At 44.7% G+C, this 21,210-nt stretch carries 20 protein-coding genes; 14 read left to right on the forward strand and 6 right to left on the reverse strand.

Translation table 11 applies throughout. From position 1 onward, the window contains the following. The first annotated feature begins 140 nt into the window (after positions 1 to 140). Complete coding sequence (locus BVG16_RS29610) at positions 141 to 2,147, forward strand: sensor histidine kinase (protein ID WP_078502807.1); 2,007 nt, start codon at positions 141 to 143, stop codon at positions 2,145 to 2,147. A gap of 17 nt (positions 2,148 to 2,164) precedes the next feature. Here BVG16_RS29610 and BVG16_RS29615 read toward each other — a convergent pair whose 3' ends face one another. Beyond that, on the reverse strand, positions 2,165 to 2,491 hold the full coding sequence (locus tag BVG16_RS29615) for a helix-turn-helix domain-containing protein (RefSeq protein ID WP_078502808.1): 327 nt from the start codon (positions 2,489 to 2,491) through the stop codon (positions 2,165 to 2,167). 330 nt (positions 2,492 to 2,821) lie between these two features. Here BVG16_RS29615 and BVG16_RS29620 point away from each other — a divergent pair, with 330 nt between their 5' ends. After that, positions 2,822 to 3,019: a hypothetical protein gene (locus tag BVG16_RS29620; RefSeq protein WP_078502809.1), complete on the forward strand. Its 198-nt coding sequence runs from the start codon at positions 2,822 to 2,824 to the stop codon at positions 3,017 to 3,019. A gap of 190 nt (positions 3,020 to 3,209) precedes the next feature. Here BVG16_RS29620 and lepB read toward each other — a convergent pair whose 3' ends face one another. Next, a complete protein-coding gene (gene lepB, locus BVG16_RS29625) occupies positions 3,210 to 3,797 on the reverse strand; it encodes a signal peptidase I (RefSeq protein WP_078502810.1) in 588 nt (195 codons plus the stop codon). Positions 3,798 to 3,938: 141 nt separating this feature from the next. Here lepB and BVG16_RS29630 point away from each other — a divergent pair, with 141 nt between their 5' ends. Then, positions 3,939 to 4,376, forward strand: coding sequence for a flavodoxin (locus tag BVG16_RS29630; RefSeq protein WP_078502811.1), 438 nt, complete (start codon positions 3,939 to 3,941; stop codon positions 4,374 to 4,376). Positions 4,377 to 4,392: 16 nt separating this feature from the next. Then, positions 4,393 to 5,106, forward strand: a complete 714-nt coding sequence (locus tag BVG16_RS29635) for a hypothetical protein (RefSeq protein WP_144027536.1) — start codon at positions 4,393 to 4,395, stop codon at positions 5,104 to 5,106. Between the two features lie 8 nt (positions 5,107 to 5,114). On the opposite strand, the gene BVG16_RS29640 is transcribed toward BVG16_RS29635, so the two are convergent. Continuing rightward, positions 5,115 to 5,846, reverse strand: a complete 732-nt coding sequence (locus tag BVG16_RS29640) for a YwaF family protein (RefSeq protein WP_078502813.1) — start codon at positions 5,844 to 5,846, stop codon at positions 5,115 to 5,117. A 186-nt stretch (positions 5,847 to 6,032) separates the two neighbouring features. Between BVG16_RS29640 and BVG16_RS29645 the strand changes: the two genes are divergently transcribed. Together BVG16_RS29645 and BVG16_RS29650 are read left to right on the forward strand one after the other, a co-directional pair. Further along, entirely contained in the window at positions 6,033 to 6,359 is a 327-nt protein-coding gene (locus BVG16_RS29645; protein WP_078502814.1) for a hypothetical protein, read from the forward strand. Positions 6,360 to 6,382: 23 nt separating this feature from the next. Further along, a complete protein-coding gene (locus BVG16_RS29650; protein WP_078502815.1) occupies positions 6,383 to 8,464 on the forward strand; it encodes a Na+/H+ antiporter in 2,082 nt (693 codons plus the stop codon). Between the two features lie 101 nt (positions 8,465 to 8,565). Here BVG16_RS29650 and BVG16_RS29655 read toward each other — a convergent pair whose 3' ends face one another. The 3 genes from BVG16_RS29655 to BVG16_RS29665 all read right to left on the reverse strand — a co-directional run bounded on the left by BVG16_RS29655 (position 8,566) and on the right by BVG16_RS29665 (position 12,739). Beyond that, complete coding sequence (locus BVG16_RS29655; RefSeq protein ID WP_078502816.1) at positions 8,566 to 9,915, reverse strand: lytic polysaccharide monooxygenase; 1,350 nt, start codon at positions 9,913 to 9,915, stop codon at positions 8,566 to 8,568. A gap of 491 nt (positions 9,916 to 10,406) precedes the next feature. Further along, positions 10,407 to 11,441 carry an N-acetylglucosamine kinase gene (locus BVG16_RS29660; protein ID WP_233147211.1) on the reverse strand — a complete coding sequence of 345 codons (1,035 nt, stop codon included), beginning with the start codon at positions 11,439 to 11,441 and terminating at the stop codon, positions 10,407 to 10,409. Then, the gene (locus BVG16_RS29665) at positions 11,438 to 12,739 is read right to left on the reverse strand and encodes a 6-phospho-beta-glucosidase (RefSeq protein WP_078502817.1); all 1,302 of its coding nucleotides are present in this window, start codon (positions 12,737 to 12,739) and stop codon (positions 11,438 to 11,440) included. The genes BVG16_RS29660 and BVG16_RS29665 overlap by 4 nt, the downstream gene beginning before the upstream one ends. Before the next feature lie 260 nt (positions 12,740 to 12,999). Here BVG16_RS29665 and BVG16_RS29670 point away from each other — a divergent pair, with 260 nt between their 5' ends. The 8 genes from BVG16_RS29670 to BVG16_RS29705 all read left to right on the forward strand — a co-directional run bounded on the left by BVG16_RS29670 (position 13,000) and on the right by BVG16_RS29705 (position 21,207). Continuing rightward, positions 13,000 to 13,863 carry a MurR/RpiR family transcriptional regulator gene (locus BVG16_RS29670; RefSeq protein ID WP_078502818.1) on the forward strand — a complete coding sequence of 288 codons (864 nt, stop codon included), beginning with the start codon at positions 13,000 to 13,002 and terminating at the stop codon, positions 13,861 to 13,863. A 177-nt stretch (positions 13,864 to 14,040) separates the two neighbouring features. Then, on the forward strand, positions 14,041 to 14,955 hold the full coding sequence (murQ, locus tag BVG16_RS29675; RefSeq protein ID WP_078502819.1) for an N-acetylmuramic acid 6-phosphate etherase: 915 nt from the start codon (positions 14,041 to 14,043) through the stop codon (positions 14,953 to 14,955). Between the two features lie 33 nt (positions 14,956 to 14,988). After that, the gene (locus BVG16_RS29680) at positions 14,989 to 16,437 is read left to right on the forward strand and encodes an ABC transporter substrate-binding protein (RefSeq protein ID WP_078502820.1); all 1,449 of its coding nucleotides are present in this window, start codon (positions 14,989 to 14,991) and stop codon (positions 16,435 to 16,437) included. Between the two features lie 88 nt (positions 16,438 to 16,525). Continuing rightward, positions 16,526 to 17,428: a carbohydrate ABC transporter permease gene (locus BVG16_RS29685; protein WP_078502821.1), complete on the forward strand. Its 903-nt coding sequence runs from the start codon at positions 16,526 to 16,528 to the stop codon at positions 17,426 to 17,428. 20 nt (positions 17,429 to 17,448) lie between these two features. After that, complete coding sequence (locus BVG16_RS29690) at positions 17,449 to 18,309, forward strand: carbohydrate ABC transporter permease (RefSeq protein WP_078502822.1); 861 nt, start codon at positions 17,449 to 17,451, stop codon at positions 18,307 to 18,309. After that, positions 18,309 to 19,505, forward strand: coding sequence for an anhydro-N-acetylmuramic acid kinase (locus BVG16_RS29695; RefSeq protein WP_078502823.1), 1,197 nt, complete (start codon positions 18,309 to 18,311; stop codon positions 19,503 to 19,505). Before BVG16_RS29690 ends, BVG16_RS29695 begins: the two co-directional genes overlap by 1 nt. Positions 19,506 to 19,533: 28 nt before the next feature. Further along, positions 19,534 to 20,499, forward strand: a complete 966-nt coding sequence (locus tag BVG16_RS29700) for a GNAT family N-acetyltransferase (protein ID WP_078502824.1) — start codon at positions 19,534 to 19,536, stop codon at positions 20,497 to 20,499. A gap of 3 nt (positions 20,500 to 20,502) precedes the next feature. Further along, the gene (locus BVG16_RS29705) at positions 20,503 to 21,207 is read left to right on the forward strand and encodes a PIG-L deacetylase family protein (protein WP_078502825.1); all 705 of its coding nucleotides are present in this window, start codon (positions 20,503 to 20,505) and stop codon (positions 21,205 to 21,207) included. Positions 21,208 to 21,210: the final 3 nt, after the last annotated feature.

Consider the following 21,210-nt stretch of genomic DNA (forward strand, 5'->3'; position numbering starts at 1 on the left):
ATTAGGAGATATATTGATCTTTTTATAGTATCGCCACCAGGACTCTTTTCTTATACAATAGGAAAATATAGGAGGGGAATGGGATCAAACGTTATCTAGGGTATATCATATTAACTGCGATCATCGGGCTTTTGGGGTGGTTGAGCTTTCAAGATCGACAGACATCTGAGTTTCCTCTTGCGCAACAAGGGATATTAGACCTACGCAGCTGGGATTTTGGGGAACAAGGGACCGTGATGCTTCAGGGGAAATGGGAGTTTGCCTGGTCTCAATTACTTCAACCAAGCGATTTCATGACGAAGACAGCTGCAAATTTTATACAAGTTCCCGGTTCATGGATGTATCATGGAGACAAAACACCCTCAAGCGGTTATGCTACATATCGTCTTTCCATACAACATCGACCAGAAGATCGAATCTTCGCGATCCGTGTGCCCAATATATTAACCGCTTATCGGATGTATTTGAACGGTACGCTCGTACAATCCGTCGGTAAGGTAGGGACCTCGTCCGATGAAGCGATTCCGGAGCAAATGCCAAGGCTAGTCTTTATGGATGGTAATCGTGAGATGGACGAGCTTGTGATTCAAGTATCTAACTTTGATCACCGGCGAGGGGGGATATGGAAAGAATTCGAATACGGTCATAGTGACCAAATTATACAGCATCAATTTATTCATTCATCGAAGGATATGTTGATTCTGGGTATGATCGTGATGATGGCAGGATATCATTTGCGGTTGTTCCTGTTGCGGAGACAAGAGCGAGCAGCGTTGTATTTTGGCCTTGTCGGTCTGTTTATCGGACTACGGATGTTTGCCGTAGGCGATTGCTTTCTCGTGCAGTGGTTTATTGGGGTGACTTGGAGCCAATCCTTACAAGCTGAATATATATGTCTTGCGTTAGGTTCACTATTTGGAATCTTATATATTAGTGAGATGTTTCCGAAGGAGGCGTATCCTCGGATCAAAAAAGCATTAATGTATACTGCCCTACTACTCGCTATCTTCGTTGTATTGACAGAGCCGATTGTGTTTACAAAGTATGTATATATCTATCAGGCCCATCTGGTCTTTACAGCGGTTTTGAGTATTATTGTATTAATTCGAGCGTTTCATCATCGACGTTCCAATGCGGGTCTCGCGTTGGTTGGGATTTTGGTATTTGGGATTACGATTGCGAACGATGTCCTTTTTTACAATGAGGTTTGGTATACCGGGGATATCTCACAATATGGGCTATTAGTATTTGTTATTATCCAGTCGATGATCATTTCCGATCGATTTACAAGAGCTATGCATGAGGTAGAGCATGTATCTTTCAAGTTACGTGAGCTGAACAATACCCTTGAGACGCGGATTCAGGATCGTACGCTGGAACTGCGGGAAATGAATGCTGACTTGGAGAAGACGAATCACGAAATGGAGCGTATGGAAGAATCCCGGCGTCGGCTGTTAACGAATATTTCACATGATTTGCGAACGCCGATGACGCTAATTCAAGGGTATCTTGAGGCCCTTCGTGATGATATCATTACAGATCCTATGGAACGCAAAGATTATATACAATTGATGTTAAGGAAAATCACAGGTTTAAATCATTTAATCTCCGATGTCTTCGAGCTGGCTAAATTGGAAGCGGGACAAGTATCCATTGAACGCAAGGAAATCCAGATCGAAGAGTTGATCGAATACATAGAAGACGGCTATGAGTTTGAAGTGAAAAATCGAGGCTTAAACTTCTATTGCACATATCCATTAGAATGGACAACATGCGACCGGAAATTGTTCCTTCAGGTGGATTTGGATCGCATGTTCCAAGTGTTTAACAATCTCGTGTATAACGCGGTGAAATTTACACCGATTGGCGGAGATATTCGTATACATTTTTGCTATTTGGAAGCGGAGCAGAGCATTCGGATTGAAATCGCTGATACGGGTATCGGATTATCGGAGGAAGAAATCACAAGGGTCTTTGAACGATTCTATAAAAAAGACTATTCACGAAATTCAACGGGTGGGGGAAGCGGGATTGGTCTGACCATCGCCAAAGAAATTATAGAGTCCCATCATGGTGCCATTTGGGTGGAGAGTGAATTGGGACAAGGTTGTCATTTTTATATTACGTTACCGGCTTTTTTACGATAAAAGATCATGTCTTTATATTATATTGCGGAATTATTGCTTTGCTTTAAAACATCTAACATAAGATTAATGGTGTTCTTTCGTTTCGTATGGTCCATCGTATTTAGCATGTTCATTATTTCTTGCGTATCTTGGGAGGTCGAAGCGAATGCGTCTCCGCCAACAATATAATCTAATGAAACTTCGAAAAAAGTGGAAAGCTTAAGCAGTGTTTCATACACGGGTTGACGGTTATTGATCTCATAATGACTGTAGGCCGAGCGAGTAATACCAATGGTTCGTGCGACTTCTTCTTGCGAAATATTTCGTTGTAGTCGTAGCTGCTTTAAACGTTCACCCATTGTCATTTTTAGTGGACTCCTTAAAAAAGAATGGTAATGGTTTCGACTTCTAGTATGATCCAATCGTAAAACATACTACTAATAGTAATTTATGATACAAATTGTATCATGTCAAGTGTAAATTCATAGATTGTGTAAAATTTAAGATTTAAAGTTACGAATTGTATCTAAAAAGAGATCTCCCGTGGGAGATCTCAGCGTGTCGAGAAAGTCCTGCAGACTTTTCGGCACTTTATTTTTTATAGGGTTAGCGATAGCCCAATTTATTTAGGTCAAGTATCACTAATCATGTGTAGACATAATATGAATTAAGCAAAAGACGAAAGGAGAAAATCAATGAATCAAGAAAAGTATAGCATTCAAGGATCTCAACAAAGGGATCCCGATCCACAATCTTATTCACATCATGGTCATGAACATATGCAACCCCATTATCATGCCCATGGAACCTCACATGGTCATCACATGGTCCATCATCACCATCATTATCATTATCATTACATGATGAGAGATCAAAATACTCCTCAAAGTTAGTATTAAAAATGATAACAGGTAAGAAGAGTTACGCCCGGTTCAACGCAGCATTCATGCAGCCGCGCGTGTCATTTTCGCCTTTTTCTATGGTTTACCTCATCTTATAGTTCGTTTTTTTACGGATTTGCAAAAAGTTAGGGTTTCACAACCGCCTGAGATCTCCCGTAGGAGATCTCTTTTTGTTCGTGTATTAAAGCTTCTTGCCGAGGACATGAGACAAAGGAATGAATCCAATCTCGCGACTATCCTTGCTATGATTTCGATTATCGCCCATGACAAAAATATGATCCTCGGGAACGGTGTAGGACTGCTCCGACGTGTAGAGCATCGTTTCTTTGAGGTAAGGCTCATTCAACTCTTCGCCATTCCGGTACACATGATGATTCTTGAATTCTAGCGTGTCGCCGGGTTTACCGATGACGCGTTTGATATAGAAAATTTCTTGATCGGATTGATGTGTCACGAAATTAAAGAAAGGATTGTCGAGCAATTCGTCTTTAAATGTTCGTACACGATCTACGCGACTATCAATGACAACAATATCGCCATAATTCGGCGTAATCGAGAAGGTATGTGTCCATTTTAATATGAATAGTCGTTCAGAATTCGCAAGCGTCGGCTCCATCGAGTGACCAGACACTTTAGTCGGTTGAATGATATACGTGCAAATGAGTAGTGCGAGTACAAAGGATACCGCTAAGGAAAGTACCCAACGTGAAGCTTCTTGTAAGATGCGGATAACGACGCAACTCCTTCCGAAAAATGTCCTATATCTCATACGTTCCAGTAGCCAAATAAGTTTCTCATAAAATTTTTTGCAGGTCTACTTGTAAACGGAGGAGAACGACGTTATAATTCAAATGAAAATGATTATCATTATCATAGTTGAATATTAAAGTGATTGGAAGGAGATAGCGTGATGAATAAATTGATTATGATATTTGCTAGTATGTCGGGGAACACGGAAGAGATGGCACTGGCCGTTGAGAAAGGGTTACGGGAAGGGAACGCTGACGTTACGGTGAAAGAGGTTTTCGATGCGAATGCATCCGAGCTGCTGGAATATGACGGGATCGTCCTGGGTGCCTATACATGGGGCGACGGTGAATTGCCGGATGAATTCCTAGATTTCTATGAAGAAATGGATGAGCTCGATTTAAGCGGGAAAAAAGCGGTTGTCTTTGGTTCTTGCGATTCAGGTTATCCGGCATATGGCGCAGCCGTAGATCTTCTTATCGATAAATTGAAAGAGCGCGGCGCAAGCGTCGTCGCGGATGGGTTAAAAGTAGAGTTGAGTCCATCAGAGGCAGAAAAGGAACAATGCAGGGAATTAGGCCGCAGCTTGTTTCGTTCATAATTGGAGGGATATCGACGTGATGTATCATGAAATGGAAGTCGAGCCATCATCCTCTTGTCCTGTTATTCATGAACGTGCACTCGAACAATATATTCGCTGCCCATGCTGCTATCACAGACTACGGAATGCCGAGCATCGGATGAAATGGAGCTGGAAGGAACACGTGGAGCAGTGCGTTCAAGAAATATTGAATGACTTTTTCACGCTGCCCATGAATTCACGAACGAGTTCCGTGATCCAACGGATCATGGAGCGAAGATGGACAGCAAAGACGTTCGGTTTTGAATCAGAGGAGCAGCATCAATCCGTGAAACATGTCATCACAGCGCATCTCCTCATGTTATTGGATGCGGAGGGCTGGAGCGAACAACCTATGTTTTTGCTTCAAGATATGTCCATTTATATCGAGGAGCTGAATACGCAATTACAGATGATGTTCCATGTCATTGAGTGGTACGGTTCGTCAGACCATCCTTCCTATATCATCAAAAAATGGTTTATACACGATGAACCTCACGTCATTAAATCATACTTACATTTGTGTCTGGTATTCGCTTACCACACGTTCGGAATGATGCCTGCCCGTATGGAAGTCGTCACGCTGCTAACAGGAAAATCGTATATCATCTCTCCAGCGTTGGATGATATCGCTCGCTCCATGGACTACATACAACTCGTCGGCGAGTTAATGCAAGAGAACGAAAACGAACTACGTTCGTTGAAGCAGTAAGGATGACGTCAGGCAGATTGCCTGACGTTCTTTTTTTCGCGGAAGAAGACATAGAGGAGCAGAAAAACGGTGAGAGCAAATAACTCTTCAACAAGCAAATAATAAGGATAGGGCCCGAGCCAATCTAGAATGGACGCCGTGTTGGGTTTATGTCTTAGGAACATGTAATTCGATTGAAGGATGTAATTGATGGTTCCGACAACCACGGCAAGAATATTCAAGAAAATCATCGTAATCCCGATGGATTTGAGACGAGGCCTGAACTGCTCCACCCATGTCATATATAACGAAGCAAGAATAATCGCCAGATGACAAATGAAAAAGTGAAAGTAGATAAAATGAGGGAAAGCATATTCTAAATTAGGTGTTAATAAGGCTTGCATAGCTCCGCCTACGCCAGCGAATACCATGATTTGATAGAGCAGATAATTACGGGTGATGAGCATGATGATTGATAAATACAACGATATGCTACATAATTCTAAAGGTAGATGAACGCGGATATCCCAGTAACCTTCTACCGTATACCACAGATACCGTATGCCTTCCGGCAGGATTAGCATACCGATGAGGCTATAACGAAGCACGCGTTGCGTCGCGGTGCTCGTTCGAATCCGATGTCGGAACCGCCAGAGCATCCAGGCCATCATGACGAAGATGATGATCCATATCACGTGAGACGATGAATACATATGAAAGAGTTCACTTGCATTCAGGTCAAATATCGATTGAAAATCCATCTATCTGCACCTACCTCGTTTATTGGAATAAAGTTTCCCTATGAGATTCATTGTATCGGCTTGCGTTGTCGTTCAACAGTACTATCTTTATATAGTACTATCCTTGGGAGAGTTTTACGGAGAACTGGTGCATAATATGACACGAAGAACTGTTCATTTTGAGACCTGTTACTGGAGGGAATTCCCATGTCAGACGGACAAATCACGATCGCATTATACCGACCTTACCCAGGCAAAGAGCGAGAGCTCCTGGATATCGTACAACGTCATGTACCAACGCTGCGTTTAGAAGGTTATATCACAGAATTCGCGTCATTACACCTTCAATCCGAGGATGGGACAATCCTCGAGATTTTTGAATGGAAGTCATTGTCTGCCAAAGATCAAGCACATTATTCTCCCGCTATTCAGCAAATATGGGACGTGATGATGCAAGTGGCGGAAATGACAACGTTATCGACCTTGCCTGAGGCGACCAAAGTATTTCCAATTTGGAAACAACTACATTTGTAAAGGAGAGTACTTCTTACACGATTATGCATTTTCTTATCTTATTAATAGCTCTTACCCTCGTCGTTGTCACAGCTACAGTACTGAATCGAAGGTTTCCTAAGATTCCAGTAGCATTATTTCAAATTGCAATAGGGGCTGTCGTATCATGGCTCCCTCTGCATTTATCCCTTACGTTTGAACCCGAGGCCTTCATGGTCTGTATTATTGCTCCACTTCTCTTCGGAGATGGGCGAGCGGTGTCCAGAGTCGAGATGTGGAAGTATAAAACGCCGATTCTCCTCATGTCGCTCGGACTAGTCTTAATCACGGTGATCGGCATTGGATATGTAATTCATTACCTCATTCCTTCCATGCCGCTTGCGGCAGCATTTGCGTTGGCAGCCATTCTGTCTCCCACGGATGCGGTTGCAGTGAAATCCATTACTAAGGGCATGTCGTTACCCAAAGGGTTAATGCCGATCTTAGAAGGAGAGTCTCTCCTTAATGATGCTGCAGGGATTGTTTCCTTTAAAGTAGCGCTTGCCGTAGTATTAACGGGTGTCTTTTCGGTGCAAGGCGCTGCGATCAATTTCATTTTCGTTGCAATTGGCGGCGTTATTGCTGGATTTCTGTTAGGCGGCCTATTCGTCAAATTACGCTTATCCTTACGGAAATATGGATTTGAAGAAGTGAATACCCTCGTCGTTATTCAATTAATTACACCTTTCGTGATCTATTTGCTAGCAGAGGAATTACATGTGTCTGGCATCTTGGCGGTGGTTACCGCAGGTATCATACACGGGATAGAACGTGATCGGTTGCAGCAGACGACAACCAAGCTGCAGATCATTTCGAGCAACACATGGTCCGTACTCAGTTATATCCTGAATGGATTTGTGTTCGTGTTACTCGGATTTCTATTGCCGGATGCTTATCGTGGGATGGTAGCGAGTCATGAAGTAGGTTTGAGCAAAGTATTGCTATTAACACTGCTTATCGCGATCGGATTATTTGTGATTCGATATATATGGGTGCTGATCTTCCATAAGAAATTTAATGGTCGTGAAAAAGTGTCCATCTTTGAGCAAATATTTCGCGGAAGCAAGCCGGTGAATGAGCTGCCTGAAGAGCACACACCTCGAGGCAGGTATGCTTTTATCGCAGCGACATGCGGAATCCATGGGACGATCACCTTGGCAACAGCCTTATCGATTCCCTATGAACTCTCTGCAGGGATTCCGTTTCCATTGCGAGACACGATCATTTTCATTTCCGCGGGTGTGATCCTGATTAGTCTGATCTATGCGACCATCGCGCTTCCTTTCTTCAATGCCAAGGGGAACGTGGAGACGACGCCGGATCAGGAGTTTTCATGGGAAAAAGCGAACCAATATGTGATTTCTAAATCCATCCAATTATTAGGCGCCGAAGCAACACCTGAGAATCAAGTCGCAACAAATATGGTGCTAAAAGGGTTCAGTGAGCAACTGGCCTATGCGGAGCAAGGCGGAGTTCAAGATTTATCGGAGAAGAAAATCCGGGAGATCCGACAAATCGCTATGGACGCGGAGCGAAATAAGTGTGCGGATTTGATCCGTGAGGGAAGAATTTCACCGCAAATGCAGTCTATCTATGACTACTATCATCAGCGACGCGAGCAATACACCCTGTTATCGAATCTGCGTCGGGGATTGTTTCATATTAAAATGTACTTCGTGAAGCGTCGTTTCAGGAAGTTAGCAGAGTCCAAGAAAATGGGACACAAGGCGCAACCCTATGTCAATCAGATTCAACAGGCGGTCCATCAATTTCGTGAAATCGAACATCTCTTGTATCAAGAAGCGATTGATGCCATTAAGGCACATCGTACAAAAGAGAATTCTCAAGAAGCATTGTTCGTCATGCAGCATTACGCCCGTCGAATGCAGCAATTAAGCGGTCAAGATGTTGAAAGTGAAAAGTTCCAGCATCAACTGACCCAAGTGAATCTTCGCGGCATTCAAATTAAACGGGATTTGGTTCAGGAGCTCGAAGACGAACATAAAGTAAGCGCAAAAACCGCATTGGAATTGCGTCAGCATATTAATTACGATGAAATGCTGTTGTTGGATGAGGGCGAAGAGTAGTCTAACAAAGACATGTGGAAATCGTCATGATTCATAACATAAGGAATCCACGAGGGTTGTAAACCTCGTGGATTTTTTATTCGGTAAATGAGTAAATGAGATTATTTCAGCAGCCATAGTGCAGGAACATTCGAAGGCTCCCAGCCGTTCAATGATGTGTGAGGTTGACGACATTCATAAACGGAGCCATTATAAGTTACTAACGTGCCAACGGTATACGCCGTGTTCGGAGCCCAAGCTGGTGCTGTTGAAGCTTCTGCAGTCGTACCGTTGACCGTGCTTGCTGTCGATTGATTACCAGCTGCATCAAACGCATACACGCTGAATGAATAGGTTGTACTCGGGCTAAGTCCAGTTACGGTGTAAGACGTCGAAGTGCCGGATACCGTAGTAAGTAATGTGGATCCTTGGTAAATACGATAACCTGTAACGCCAACATTGTCTGTTGAAGCATTCCACATCAATTGAAGACTGGAGGAAGTCGGTGTCCCCATGACGTGTAAACCGCCAGGTGCTGTAGGCGCTTCTGTATCGGGACCGTCATTTGCGTTCGTGGTGACGCTTAATGCATTGCTCGAATCGGATAAGTTTCCTGCGGCATCGACGGCTTTGACACTGAAGGTATAAGCCGTATTTGCAGTGAGTCCGGTAACGTTATAGTTCAATGTCGAACCGGATACTGTAGCTACGAGAGCAGATCCGTTGTATACTTTATACCCCGTAACGCCAACGTTATCTGTCGATGCATTCCATGCCAGGGCTACACTGTTGGTTGTTTTGCCCGTTGAAGTAAGAGCAGCGGGTGCCGTAGGCGGTTGTGTGTCTACAGGGTTGGTGCCACTGAAATTCACATCAATGACATTATAGAAAGCGTTTGGCGTATCCGCAATCTCCCAGACGGCCAAGATAACATGGTACCCGCTGCGGACCGGCACATCACAAGTATTGGAGTACGAGAAGGGTGGTTGAACACCGCCGTAGTTCACGGAACAGAAAGGCGTCAGATCGAAGGAGTCCCGTGTAAGTGGGGCATTCGGATTCCAATTGGCTTTCGTCATGTAATACTTCCAACTGGTTGTCGCGTGAGCTGCGGTTAACTTCCAGGTAAACGTATTTTGTCCAGGAGAAATATTCACCTTCGACCAGCGTGTTGCCGATTGTTCATCTAGTTTAGGGAATGCACCGTTCGCGCTAGCGATTTTGCCATCGGCTGGGCCTGCAGCAGGGAATCCTTTTGGCGCTTCAAGACTTTGAGGTTCGTAGACGATGGGGCCGCAATCGGTATTTTGTCCTGATTTACAGAGGGCGGCTCGGCTAGCAGGACCTTCCACATAACCGTGAGAGAAAGCCTTTTCAGATAGGACTACCATACAGATTACCGCAATTAACGCAGCTGCAACATACGTAACCAGCTTGGAAAAGGGTGAACGAGCATAACGGATCGATGACATGTTTAATTAACCTCCTTTAATGTGGGTAATGCTTTACTCCGAATCCATTTCTTGCGTGTTGTCGTGGTTGACACCATGGCTCCTTTCTATGGGACATATTTATATAAACTCTAAGAAGAGCTTATATACGGACAAGGTCTGATAGGCAGACGAAAAGGGCAATTCCCGTAAATGATCATGCGGATCTAACATGAACTGTGGGTGTTACCAGGCTTCGAGGAATGCAGAGTATCAAATAAACGAGGCAAGTGGATGCGAACGATCTTATGTATAAGAAAAAAGGTTTTGGGCCCATGGGCTAAATCCATTCTATGACAATAATTCCCATATCATGAGGATTTTGATGTAAAAAATTTTCATTGAGGGATGGCATGACGATACACATCATTGTTGACACATAAAAAAGGATAGCGGTTCAGAAAACATCTGATCCACTATCCATCTCTAATTCATGTGATTGACATAAAGCTCGCAGAGCTTTGAGTCCGTACTTAATGAATGAGGCGGGTATTCGTATGATGGGCATGAATCTGTTCTACCGCTTGAATCACTCGATTTCGTGTTTCTTGATTCACAGGTTGGCCGTATGCGAGTTCCAGCGCCCAGAGTACCGCTCCCGTAGCGGGTGGTATGGTCAGAAGTTTGTAACGGCAATGATGATCTGTTAATTGTTCAACATAGGATTTATAGGTTTCCAGTAATATCGGGCTCTCAGCTTTGACCCACACCGAACCGGCAAGAATAATATCGACTTCTTTCTCGAAATCCAATTCATGCAGGCAGCCTACCGTAGAGTTGGCGAGTTGTCTCGCTGTGTGGTTGATAATTTCTAGCGCGACAGAATCCCCTTCATCTGCGCACGCGAAGAGAATTTGCATGAGTTGTGTGTTCGGAAGCGACTTCTGAAGAACACTGTTCATCGCGTATTCAATCATGACGTCTTTACTCGGGATTTGCAGCAGCGTCATGACTTGTTCTGTCATGTTCGTAGGTGGACCCATCCGGTAGAATTCATCATATACAGCACGCAGAACCCGTCTCCCTAAGAAAAATCCACCAGCTTCGTCACCGGTTAGCTCGCTGCCTAGCCCGCCGACTTGCAGCCGATTTCCGGACGGTGAGATCCCGCCAGTAACGGTACCGGATCCGTTAATCGAGCAGATGCCAATTCCCGATTCGCTCCCAGCTTTGATCCCAAGAAAAGAATCGTTATCTACGGCGTAATTCGTGAATCCGATCTGTTCTATGACCCGGGATAATTGCTTCTTCTGGGATGGAATGTCCGCGCCGGCTAACCCGAAAGCACCTGCCGTGATATCTTCCATGGATAATTGATTTCGGGCAAGTAATTCAAGAATGTGTTCACCCATGATGCGATAGGTGCTAGCATAACCATCCGAGAATTGCTCATGGCTGCATGTACCCGCACGAATGTGATCGATGAAATTGCCCTGGATATGAAATAGAAAATAGTCCGTTTTGCTATTGCCGCCATCCACGCCGATAATGTATTTATGGTCCATCATTCAGGCGTTTCCTTGGTGAAAAATTGAGGGAGGTACGTTTGATGAGCAGCTTTTAGCTCTTGGAAACACGCATGGGCAGTATGGTAGTCACCGACTAGCGGATTCATCAATAAGGCACGCATAGCAGCATCTTCGCTGCCGTATACGGCAGCAGCTACCGTCTCACGTTCATAAGCTTTGACCATGCGCATGTAATCGGCAATATGCGGATTGTGGAAGTTCTCAACTTTCATCGGTACCGCGCCATCCTTGCCAATCACGGCACAGACTTCGACGGCATCGTTGTCCTCCATGAAATCTAGCGCACCTTGATTGAGCAGATTCACGACATGTACCTCTTGCTTATCGTTATAGATGGCATCCACGAGACTAATAGCGACTTCAGAATAGTTGGCGCCGCCGCGGGTGGAGAGAAGCTCAGGTTTCACGTGCAGTTCGGAGTCCAAGTAAATCTTGAGAAGTTCCTCTTCGATTTGCATGCACTTCTCGCCGCGTGTTAACTCACTTTCCTTCAGCAATTGAAGTTTTTTCTCTTTGAAATAATAGTACTCCAAGTAGGAGGAAGGAATCGCTCCGACCATTTGAATGATTTCTTTACTGAAACCGCTGGAAGGGATGTTCTTCATTGCTTCACTATTGAGACCCATATCTAGCGCTGTTTTCAGATAATCTGTACCCGCTTGTTCAATCGCTGTAATCCAACTTAAGTGATTCAGGCCCACATAGGTGAAGTGAGGATCATCTAACTGCAAGGTTTCGCGGATGCTTTTGAACATATTGAAGGGAACGTTACATAGACCGAGCATCTTCACTTTGGAGTGATTGAGCAGGGCTTCGGTAATAATACCTGCGGGATTCGAGAAATTGATGAGCCAGGCATCAGGACATAACGCTTGCATGCGATCCGCAATATGCAGCATCACCGGAATCGTGCGCATCGCTTTGAAAAAGCCGCCGATCCCGCATGTTTCCTGACCTATCAAATTGTATTTCAGAGGAATCGTTTCATCGAGCACTCTAGCAGGAAGTTTGCCTACACGGATTTGAGAGAGTACGAAATCGGCATCCTGCAAGGCCTCATCCAAGTTTTGCGTCATGACGACACGGCAAGGGATATGCTCGGCCTGAATCATACGCTCGCATAGCTTACCTACGATTTCTAATTTTCTTGCGTCAATGTCCATAAGTACAAGCTCATCTATAGGTAAGACATCTTTGCGTTTGATCATGCCTTCGATTAATTCGGGCGTATAAGTACTGCCTGAACCAATGATCGCGATCTTTAATTTCTTGCTCATCGACGGATCCACCCTTCAACACATATTTGTCAGAATATTCTAGGTAATTTCGGTGCTATTATAACACTGCGTTTTGAAACGGTGCAATATAATTTAGAATTTAATTTTAATGTGAAGCATACATTTTGAAATATATTTTCATGAAATGAACAGAAAACGATATTTTTGATTTGATGAACAAACTTGTTTTTTTGCAAAAATACGCTTATGATGATATTGATTTTGGTTCGGAGAATATAGGGTGAGTAGGGAAAATTCATATGTCGATAAACGATAATATTTTAATTAAGATTCGTGATATGAAAGAAAGCTTGACGCCAGTTGAGAGACTCGTAGCCGAGTACATTTTAGAGAATTTGGAAGAGATTCCTCATCTATCAATTAAAAGCTTAGCGCAGTTGACCAAGACGAGCGATGCTTCGGTGCTGCGATTCTGCAAAACGATGGGGTACACCGGGTACCGCAGCTTTATCGTAAGCATTTCGGCTTCACTAGGTTCCATGGATGAAGAACAGAAACATCAGTATACAGATATTCAGCCTGGAGACGATCTGTCCATTATTATCTCGAATATTTCGCGGAACAATAGTAAATCCATTGAAGACACATTGAGTGTCATCGACAAAAATGAGATTGCCCGTGCCGTCAAAGTGCTGCGCGAATGCAAGCGGATCGTGTTCTTCGGGATAGGGGCTTCGGGACTTGTAGGCATTGATGCGGAGCAGAAATTTTCGCGGATTAATAAGATGTGCCATACCTATACTGATGGACATAGTCAGCTGACTGCGGCCACCTTGCTGGAGAAAAATGACGTGGCGATCTTTATCTCCAATTCAGGGGATACGATGGAAATTCTCGATACGCTGGAAATCGCCAAAAAGAACGGCGCAACAACGATTGCCATTACGAAGTATAATAAAAGCGAGTTAGCAGATAAGGCGAATATTGTTCTGAGCATTTCTACGCCGGAAGTTACGATCCGCAGCGGCGCCATGGGATCGCGTATTGCCATGCTGACCGTCGTCGATATTTTGTTCGCTGGCGTAGCAAGCGCAGAATACAAGAATGTGAAGAAATATTTAACCAAGACACATAATATTTTGGCGAGCAAACATCGCAAATAGCTTATCAAGACATCGGCCAAGCATCATGGAGCCGGTGTTTTTTTTGTCCATGCTCCAAAATAAAATAACAATACTTTATTTTATTATAAAATTTTATTTCAAAAACTGTTGACCAATATGAAAATTCTGGATAATATGAAATTAAGAATTTTAAATAAACAGGATAGGAGGATGGCTATGGATGAATATCTGGCGAGTTTGACTACGGAAGAGATCAACGACAGAACACGGACGATTGATGAATGTTCAACAGAAGAAATGGTACGTCTCATGAATGAACAGGATACGATGGTTCCGGGTGCTGTAGCAGCCGAAATTCCGCAGATTGTGCAAGCGGTTGACATCTTACATCATGTGTTGAAAAACGGTGGCAGGATGCTTTACGTAGGGGCCGGTTCTTCTGGCAGACTCGGTGTGCTCGACGCATCAGAATGTCCTCCTACCTTCGGTATTGATCCTTTACGCGTGCAGGGACATATTGCCGGAGGCGATGGGGCACTGAGACTTGCTGTGGAAGGTTGCGAAGATAATGTTGAGGAGGGGATCGCGCTCATTGAGCGATGCGGCGTGACAGACAAGGATGCTGTTATTGGAATTACAGCGAGCGGAAGCGCACAATTCGTGATTGCAGCCTTACAGAAGGCGAAGGAAATTGGAGCTGCAACGATCGGTGTTGTGAATAACAAGAAATCCAAATTAGAGCCCGTCTGCGATGTATGTATTGCGCCCGTAGTAGGGCCGGAAGCGATTATGGGATCTACCCGATTGAAAGCGGGGACAGCACAGAAGCTGGTTCTCAACATGTTGACCACCTGTACGATGGTGAAGCTCGGTAAGACGTATAACAACCTCATGGTCGACTTGAAGGCGAGCAATATCAAATTGTATGACAGATCCGTTCGGATCATCCAGGAAGCTACAGGCGTTGATGAGGTTACAGCTAATAAGTATTTAGAAAGCGCTTCCATGAGTTGTAAGCTTGCGATTATGATGATTAAGACCGGTCTGGATGCAGCAGAAGCAGAAAACGTGTTGCATCAATGCGATGGCAGCTTGAAGAGAGCCATTCGAACCTTTATCAAAGTGGTGTAAAAAATTAGAAATTTTTGGGGAGGCATGTTTTTTATGAAAAGAAAAATGCGTGTGCTAGCATCGATCTTTGCTTTGACTTTGGCTTTATCGTCTCTAGCAGCTTGTGGTGACTCGACTAAGAAGGAAGCGAATCCTCCGACTCCGTCCGATACAGGGAGTAAAACGAACGTAAGTGCAGATGCAAAAGACACCATCACGGCGCTGCTCCCACCGGTTTCCTCTGAATATCAGAACAATTTCCCGCAAATGGAAAAAGATTTTAATGCCTTATATCCGAATTTGACCTTGAAAATTGAACCTGCGAGCTGGGAAGACATGACACAGAAGTTAGATACACAGGTCAATGCAGGCAGCCCTCCGGATATCGCATTCATCGGTTCTGACGGCATCTCGAAATATATGCAGCAAGACATGCTGATGGATATTACCGATACGGCAACAAAGGAAATGGTTGAGGATTATGATAAAGTGCCGCTGGAATATATGAAGAACGGCACCGGTCTGTACGGTTTCCCGGCTTACATGGAAATTCATGCACTAGGCGGCAATCGTGAATTTTTGGAAAAAGCAGGAATCGATTGGAAAAAGGTGCAAAAAGAGGGCTGGACCTTCGATGAATTCCGTGAAGCGATCAAAAAAGGCGTCGTATCGGAAGGCGGAAAGACGTCCCGTTATGGCTTTGTATTCGCAACAGCAGGGGTTACGTCCAAAGACTATCTGGGCATCTTGATCAAAAATGCAGGCATGCCTTCCCCGTTCACGTCAGATCTGAAATACGCGTATACCAGCAAGAACTTCCTTGAAGTTTTAAAAGATATCCGCGCAATGATCGACGATGGTTCTATGCCGAAAGAGCTTAGCTCGATTGACGCAGGTAAACGCTGGAACATGTTCTTAACGGGTCAGACGATGATTACAGGAAAAGGCTTGGCTACGTTCGAGAATTCTGCGAATAAAAACAATGCCAAAATTGAAGCTAACGACGGAAGTGCTGTGAAAGGAAGTATTAAAGTTCAATATACCGTCTTGCCTGTTCCAACATTCGCAGGTGAAAAAATGCAAGCCAGCGCAGCGGTTGACGGATATGTCACCTTCCGCGGAAAGAAAGAACCAACGGCAGAACATAAAGCCAACGTCGTCAAAGCGGCTTACTTCTTAGCGAGCGGTAAGGTTGCAGCATCGACCAATAATGACCTCTTCGTCGCTCATATTACAGCATCGGGTAAAAAGGCGGCTGAAAGCATGCCGGTAACTCGAGATGAGTTCAATAAAGCGGCAGTAGAGACGATGCTTGCACAAGCGGCACCTGCACGTCCAGATATTCCAACGGATTTGGGTGCGAAGGCTATTAAATTGGAAGATGAAGTGATCGTTCCTAAACTTCAAGCGCTGATTTCTGGTGAAATGACGCCGGATGCGATGTATGAAGCTGTGAAAACAGCTGCCATTCAAACTTTTGGTGAAGATGGCGTTGTCAAATAATTAGCAACATTCTTCGGATAGTCGCGTGAATTGATGTGCGGCTATCCGATCACTATTTCTGGTATGCAAGGGAAAGGGGGTATCCGATATGACTCAATTAGCTAAACCGATCAAAAGACGGAGAATCAAAGGAGACGGAGCTTGGGGATACGCGTTCATCGCAGTTGCTCTTGTGATTTTTGCCATGTTTACGGCCTACCCCGTCGTTAGTGCATTTATCATTAGTTTTCAGAAATACAAGCCGCTGGGTTCTACCTTTGTTGGGTTTGATAATTATATCGTGACATTTAAAGACGCTTTATTCTGGAAATCAGTTGTGAATACCGTTGTGTATACCTTGTTAACCGTACCTGTAGGATTGTTTATCTCTTTCGCGGTAGCCATTATGATCCTGCCGTTACGGAAGAAATTGCAGACGACATTCAAAGCGGTGTATTATTTGCCAGCCGTGGCTTCAGGTGTTGCCCTATCCGTGGTATGGCTGTGGATCTACGATCCGTTGCCTTCGGGAATATTTAATCAACTCCTTAACTTCTTTGGAATCAGCAACCAGAACTGGCTTGGATCAAGTGCGACAGCCATGTTCTCCTTGGTGCTTATGGCGTGGTTATCCAGCCACGGTACGAGTATTATTATTTATTTGGCCGCATTACTCGGCATTGATGATAGTTATTATGAGGCGGCAGAGCTCGATGGAGCTTCATTCATGAAGAAATTATGGTATATCGTCATTCCTTGTCTTAAACCAACGACGTTATTTCTATTGGTGACAGGTGTTATCGGTTCGTTCCAAGTGTTCCAGAATGCTTACCTCATGACGGGCGGTGGCCCGGATAATGCAACGACAATGGTAGGTTTGTTAATTTTTAATAATGCATTTAAATACTTTGAATTCGGCAAAGCAGCAGCGCAATCCTTAATTCTAGCTGCGATTATTGCAGGAATCGCCTTGGCTCAATTCAAGTTCCTGGGCAATGACGTGGAATATTAGAGGAAGGGGGAGCATGAAATATGGCATTATATAACAATCACTCTGGAAAGTCTGCGGCAAAATATACGAGAAACGCCGTGATTATCATCGTACTTGTGCTGTTCGCTATGGCTACGTTATTCCCCATCTATTTTATGATCATTTCTTCCTTTGGAGATCCAGTCGAAGCAGCATCGATGAGCTATTCCTTATTCCCTGGCAAAATTACGTTCGAGTCCTATAAGTTTTTCTTTGAATACAGCAAGTATTCGTTGCGTTGGCTCGGGAATTCGACCCTTGTAGCAACTGCTGTCATGGTATCCAATGTGTTTTTTGCCAGCCTGGCCGGGTATGCTTTTTCGAAGCTTCGATTTAGAGGTAGAAATGCGTTATTTACGTTGTTGTTAGTTGCCATGATGATTCCTTATCAGGTGACCCAAGTGCCGTTGTATATTTTGATCGTCAACATTTTTGAAATTCAGAATACGTACAGCGCCTTGATTCTTCCGGGGCTCGTGACGGTCTATAATATCTTTCTTGCGAAGCAGTTCATGGGCAGCATCCCAACAGAGATTCTCGAATGCGCGAAGATTGAGGGCTGTAATCAGTTCCAGATTTATTTCCGAATTGTATTACCTTTATCCAAAACCGTGTTGGCTGTCATGGCCATACTCACCTTCATGGACAGTTGGAATACGTTCTTCTGGCCGTTTCTCGTCACGAATACGATGGATATGCAGACGATTCAGGTCGGCTTGAAAAACTTCCGCTTTGCAAATACGACGTATTTCGCTCCGATGATGGCCGGGGCGACCATTTCGGCGCTGCCGATGTTTATTCTCTTCTTTAGCTTGCAAAAGTACTTCTTAAAAGGCGTAACGGTTGGAGCGGTGAAAGGCTAATGCGTGAGGACATGAACGAAGGTCTACCCTGTCGCTACGCTATTGGCCTGATGTCCGGTACTTCCGTGGATGGGATCGACGCGGCCGTTGTTCAGCTTTGCGGTCATCCGGGTGAACCGCCCCGCGTTAATCTCGTCGCATTTGAGAATACAGCTTATCCCAGGCAGATTAGGGAAGATATCTTTGCTCTATTTGACCCGAAACATGCAACCATCGATCAGGTGGGCCGCATGAACGTTTTGCTAGGCGAATTATATGCGGAGGCTGCACTTGCTGTTATTGCGCAAGCGAAGCTTGCTGTACAGGATATTTCTGTGATCGGGTCACATGGGCAGACCATCTATCACGCACCGACGCTTGCGCGGGTACATGGCTACGATCTGCACTATACGGTGCAAATTGGAGAAGGTTCTGTGATTGCAGCACGAACTGGAATTCCTTGTGTATCGGATTTTCGCCCGGCAGATATGGCTGTGGGTGGGCAAGGAGCTCCTTTGGTACCATTCACAGAATATCTGTTGTATCGAGAGGTTGATCGTACGTTATTACTGCAAAATATTGGCGGTATTGGCAACGTGACTGTGATTCCTGCCAACTGCATGCCAGAGCATGTGTATGCCTTTGATACGGGGCCTGGCAACATGCTCATCGATGGTGTCGTCGAACGTCTAACCCATGGCGAACAAAAAATGGATATGGGGGGAGCCATTGCTCAGAAGGGAAACATTCATCCAGATCTTCTTCAATGGTTGCAGCAAGAGCCGTATTATACAAGACCTTTGCCAAAGTCTACGGGTCGGGAGCAGTTTGGCGCACCTTATATCGAGGGATTGTTAGCTTATGCTCGTGAACTTGGCATGGCACCTGAAGATATTGTAGCCACGGTCACGATGTTGACAGCATGGTCGATCGGCGATTCCTACCGCCGGTATATCCAGATGGATCACCAGGCAGATGCTATGCTCGTGGGTGGCGGCGGAAGTTATAATCCCGTGCTTATGGCATTCATTCGGCAAGAGATGGAACCGATGGGGGTGCAGGTGTTCACCCAGGAGCAGATGGGTCAGAATAGTGACGCCAAAGAAGCGATCGCGTTCGCCGTGTTGGCGGACTATACGTTAGCTAGACGGCCCAATACGCTTCCGAATGTGACTGGGGCTGAACGCGCTGTCATCCTGGGGAAAATATCATATTAGATTCCTATATTGGTGAGGAGCCTTTCATATGATCAAATGTTGGGATAACCAGTATGTTCAAGCGGTCATTTCTTTATGGAACAGGGAGGCCGTGAAAGACGGCTATAAAGAGGTAACGGAAAAGAGTTTTGAGGATATTTTTCTAGCGAATCCGTATTTTGATCGTGAGAACACATTTGTTCTGTTGGAATCAGATCAAGTGATTGGATTTGCTTGCGGCTGCACAGGAGAAGATTTACCGTATGGACAAGATGCAGGGTACATCACATGCGTCGTGTTATCCAGCGAATGGAATACCAATGAGAACTACAAAAAGATGTTGGAAGCCTTGGAGCATCGGTTCCGCGAAGTCGGGAAGAAGCAGGCGGAGATTCTGTTCTTTAATCCAATGTTATTGCCTTGGTATATTCCGAATACGCCCCGTCATGAACACAATAATGCGCCGGGGGTTCCTGTAGACAGCAGACTTTATGAATTTCTGATTCAAGAAGGGTATCGAGAACGTGCAAGACAGTGCGCGATGTACTTGCTTCTGTCTTTTTTCACGATTCCAGATGACATCAAGTTGAAAGAAGAACGCGCGGCTGAAGAAGGCTATAGCGTAGAACTTTTCGATGCGGACAAACACTTCGGCGTGGAGAACATGCTCCGAGGTTTGAATAATTCACGCTGGCAGCAGGAAATTGGGCAATGTACCGCAGCGGGTATTCCCGTTGTTATTGCATCACTTCAAGGCGACGTTGTCGGATTTGCGGGTCCAGTGATACGTCAGGCAAATGGCCGAGGTTATTTCGCAGGTATTGGCGTTCATCCGGATCATGAAGGACATGGTTTGGGGAGTTTGCTGTTCTTTAAGCTATGCGAAGCATTTCAGCAGATTGGAACAGAATACATGTCGTTATATACGGGAAGCACAAACCCAGCCATGCGCATCTATGAAAAGGCGGGATTTAAGACGGTCAAATCATTTTCCGTGATGAGAAGGGAGTTCTAGCTCATGAGCGAACAACAATTAACGGTCTTAGCTATAGGCGGTCATGTGGGAGATATGGAATTAACGGCAGGCGGCGTATTGGCGAGTCATTCGCTGAAAGGGGATCGGATCGTCACGCTGGCGTTGACGGCGGGTGAACGCGGTGTTCCCGCAGGCAGAGATGTGATGGAATATCGGGAGCAGAAAGTGAATGAAGCCAAAGCGTTTGCAGAGATGCTAGGCGGAGCGTCAATCGTCTTAGATATTCCGGATGGCGAATTGCAAGATAATGAAGAAATGCGATTCAAGGTGTGTGATATTATACGCGATGTTCGCCCGAATATCATCATTACCCATTTCAAGAACAGTATGCATAAGGACCACATGACAACACATCGAATTGTGAATGACGCACGTTTTTTTGCGGGATTAGCCTCCTTTGAACGGGAAAAACCGTCTTTTTTTGCTTCCAGACTCTATTATGCTGAGAATTGGGAGGATGCGGTCGACTATAAGCCTTACGTATATGTGGATTTTTCGCAGGAAGCTTATGATTTGTGGATGAAGGCCGTATCTTTGCATTGGTTCGTCACCGGCAGTAAATCATTCCCGTATCTCGAATATTACAAACATTTAGCTCGGGTTCGAGGAATTGAAGCGAGAAAAGAGTATGCCGAAACTTTTATGATTCCTGAGGAGTCGATGCGCGTATTGAAGTCAGAATTGTAAGGG

This window comes from Paenibacillus selenitireducens (assembly GCF_002021565.1).
GTDB lineage: Bacteria > Bacillota > Bacilli > Paenibacillales > Paenibacillaceae > Paenibacillus_K > Paenibacillus_K selenitireducens.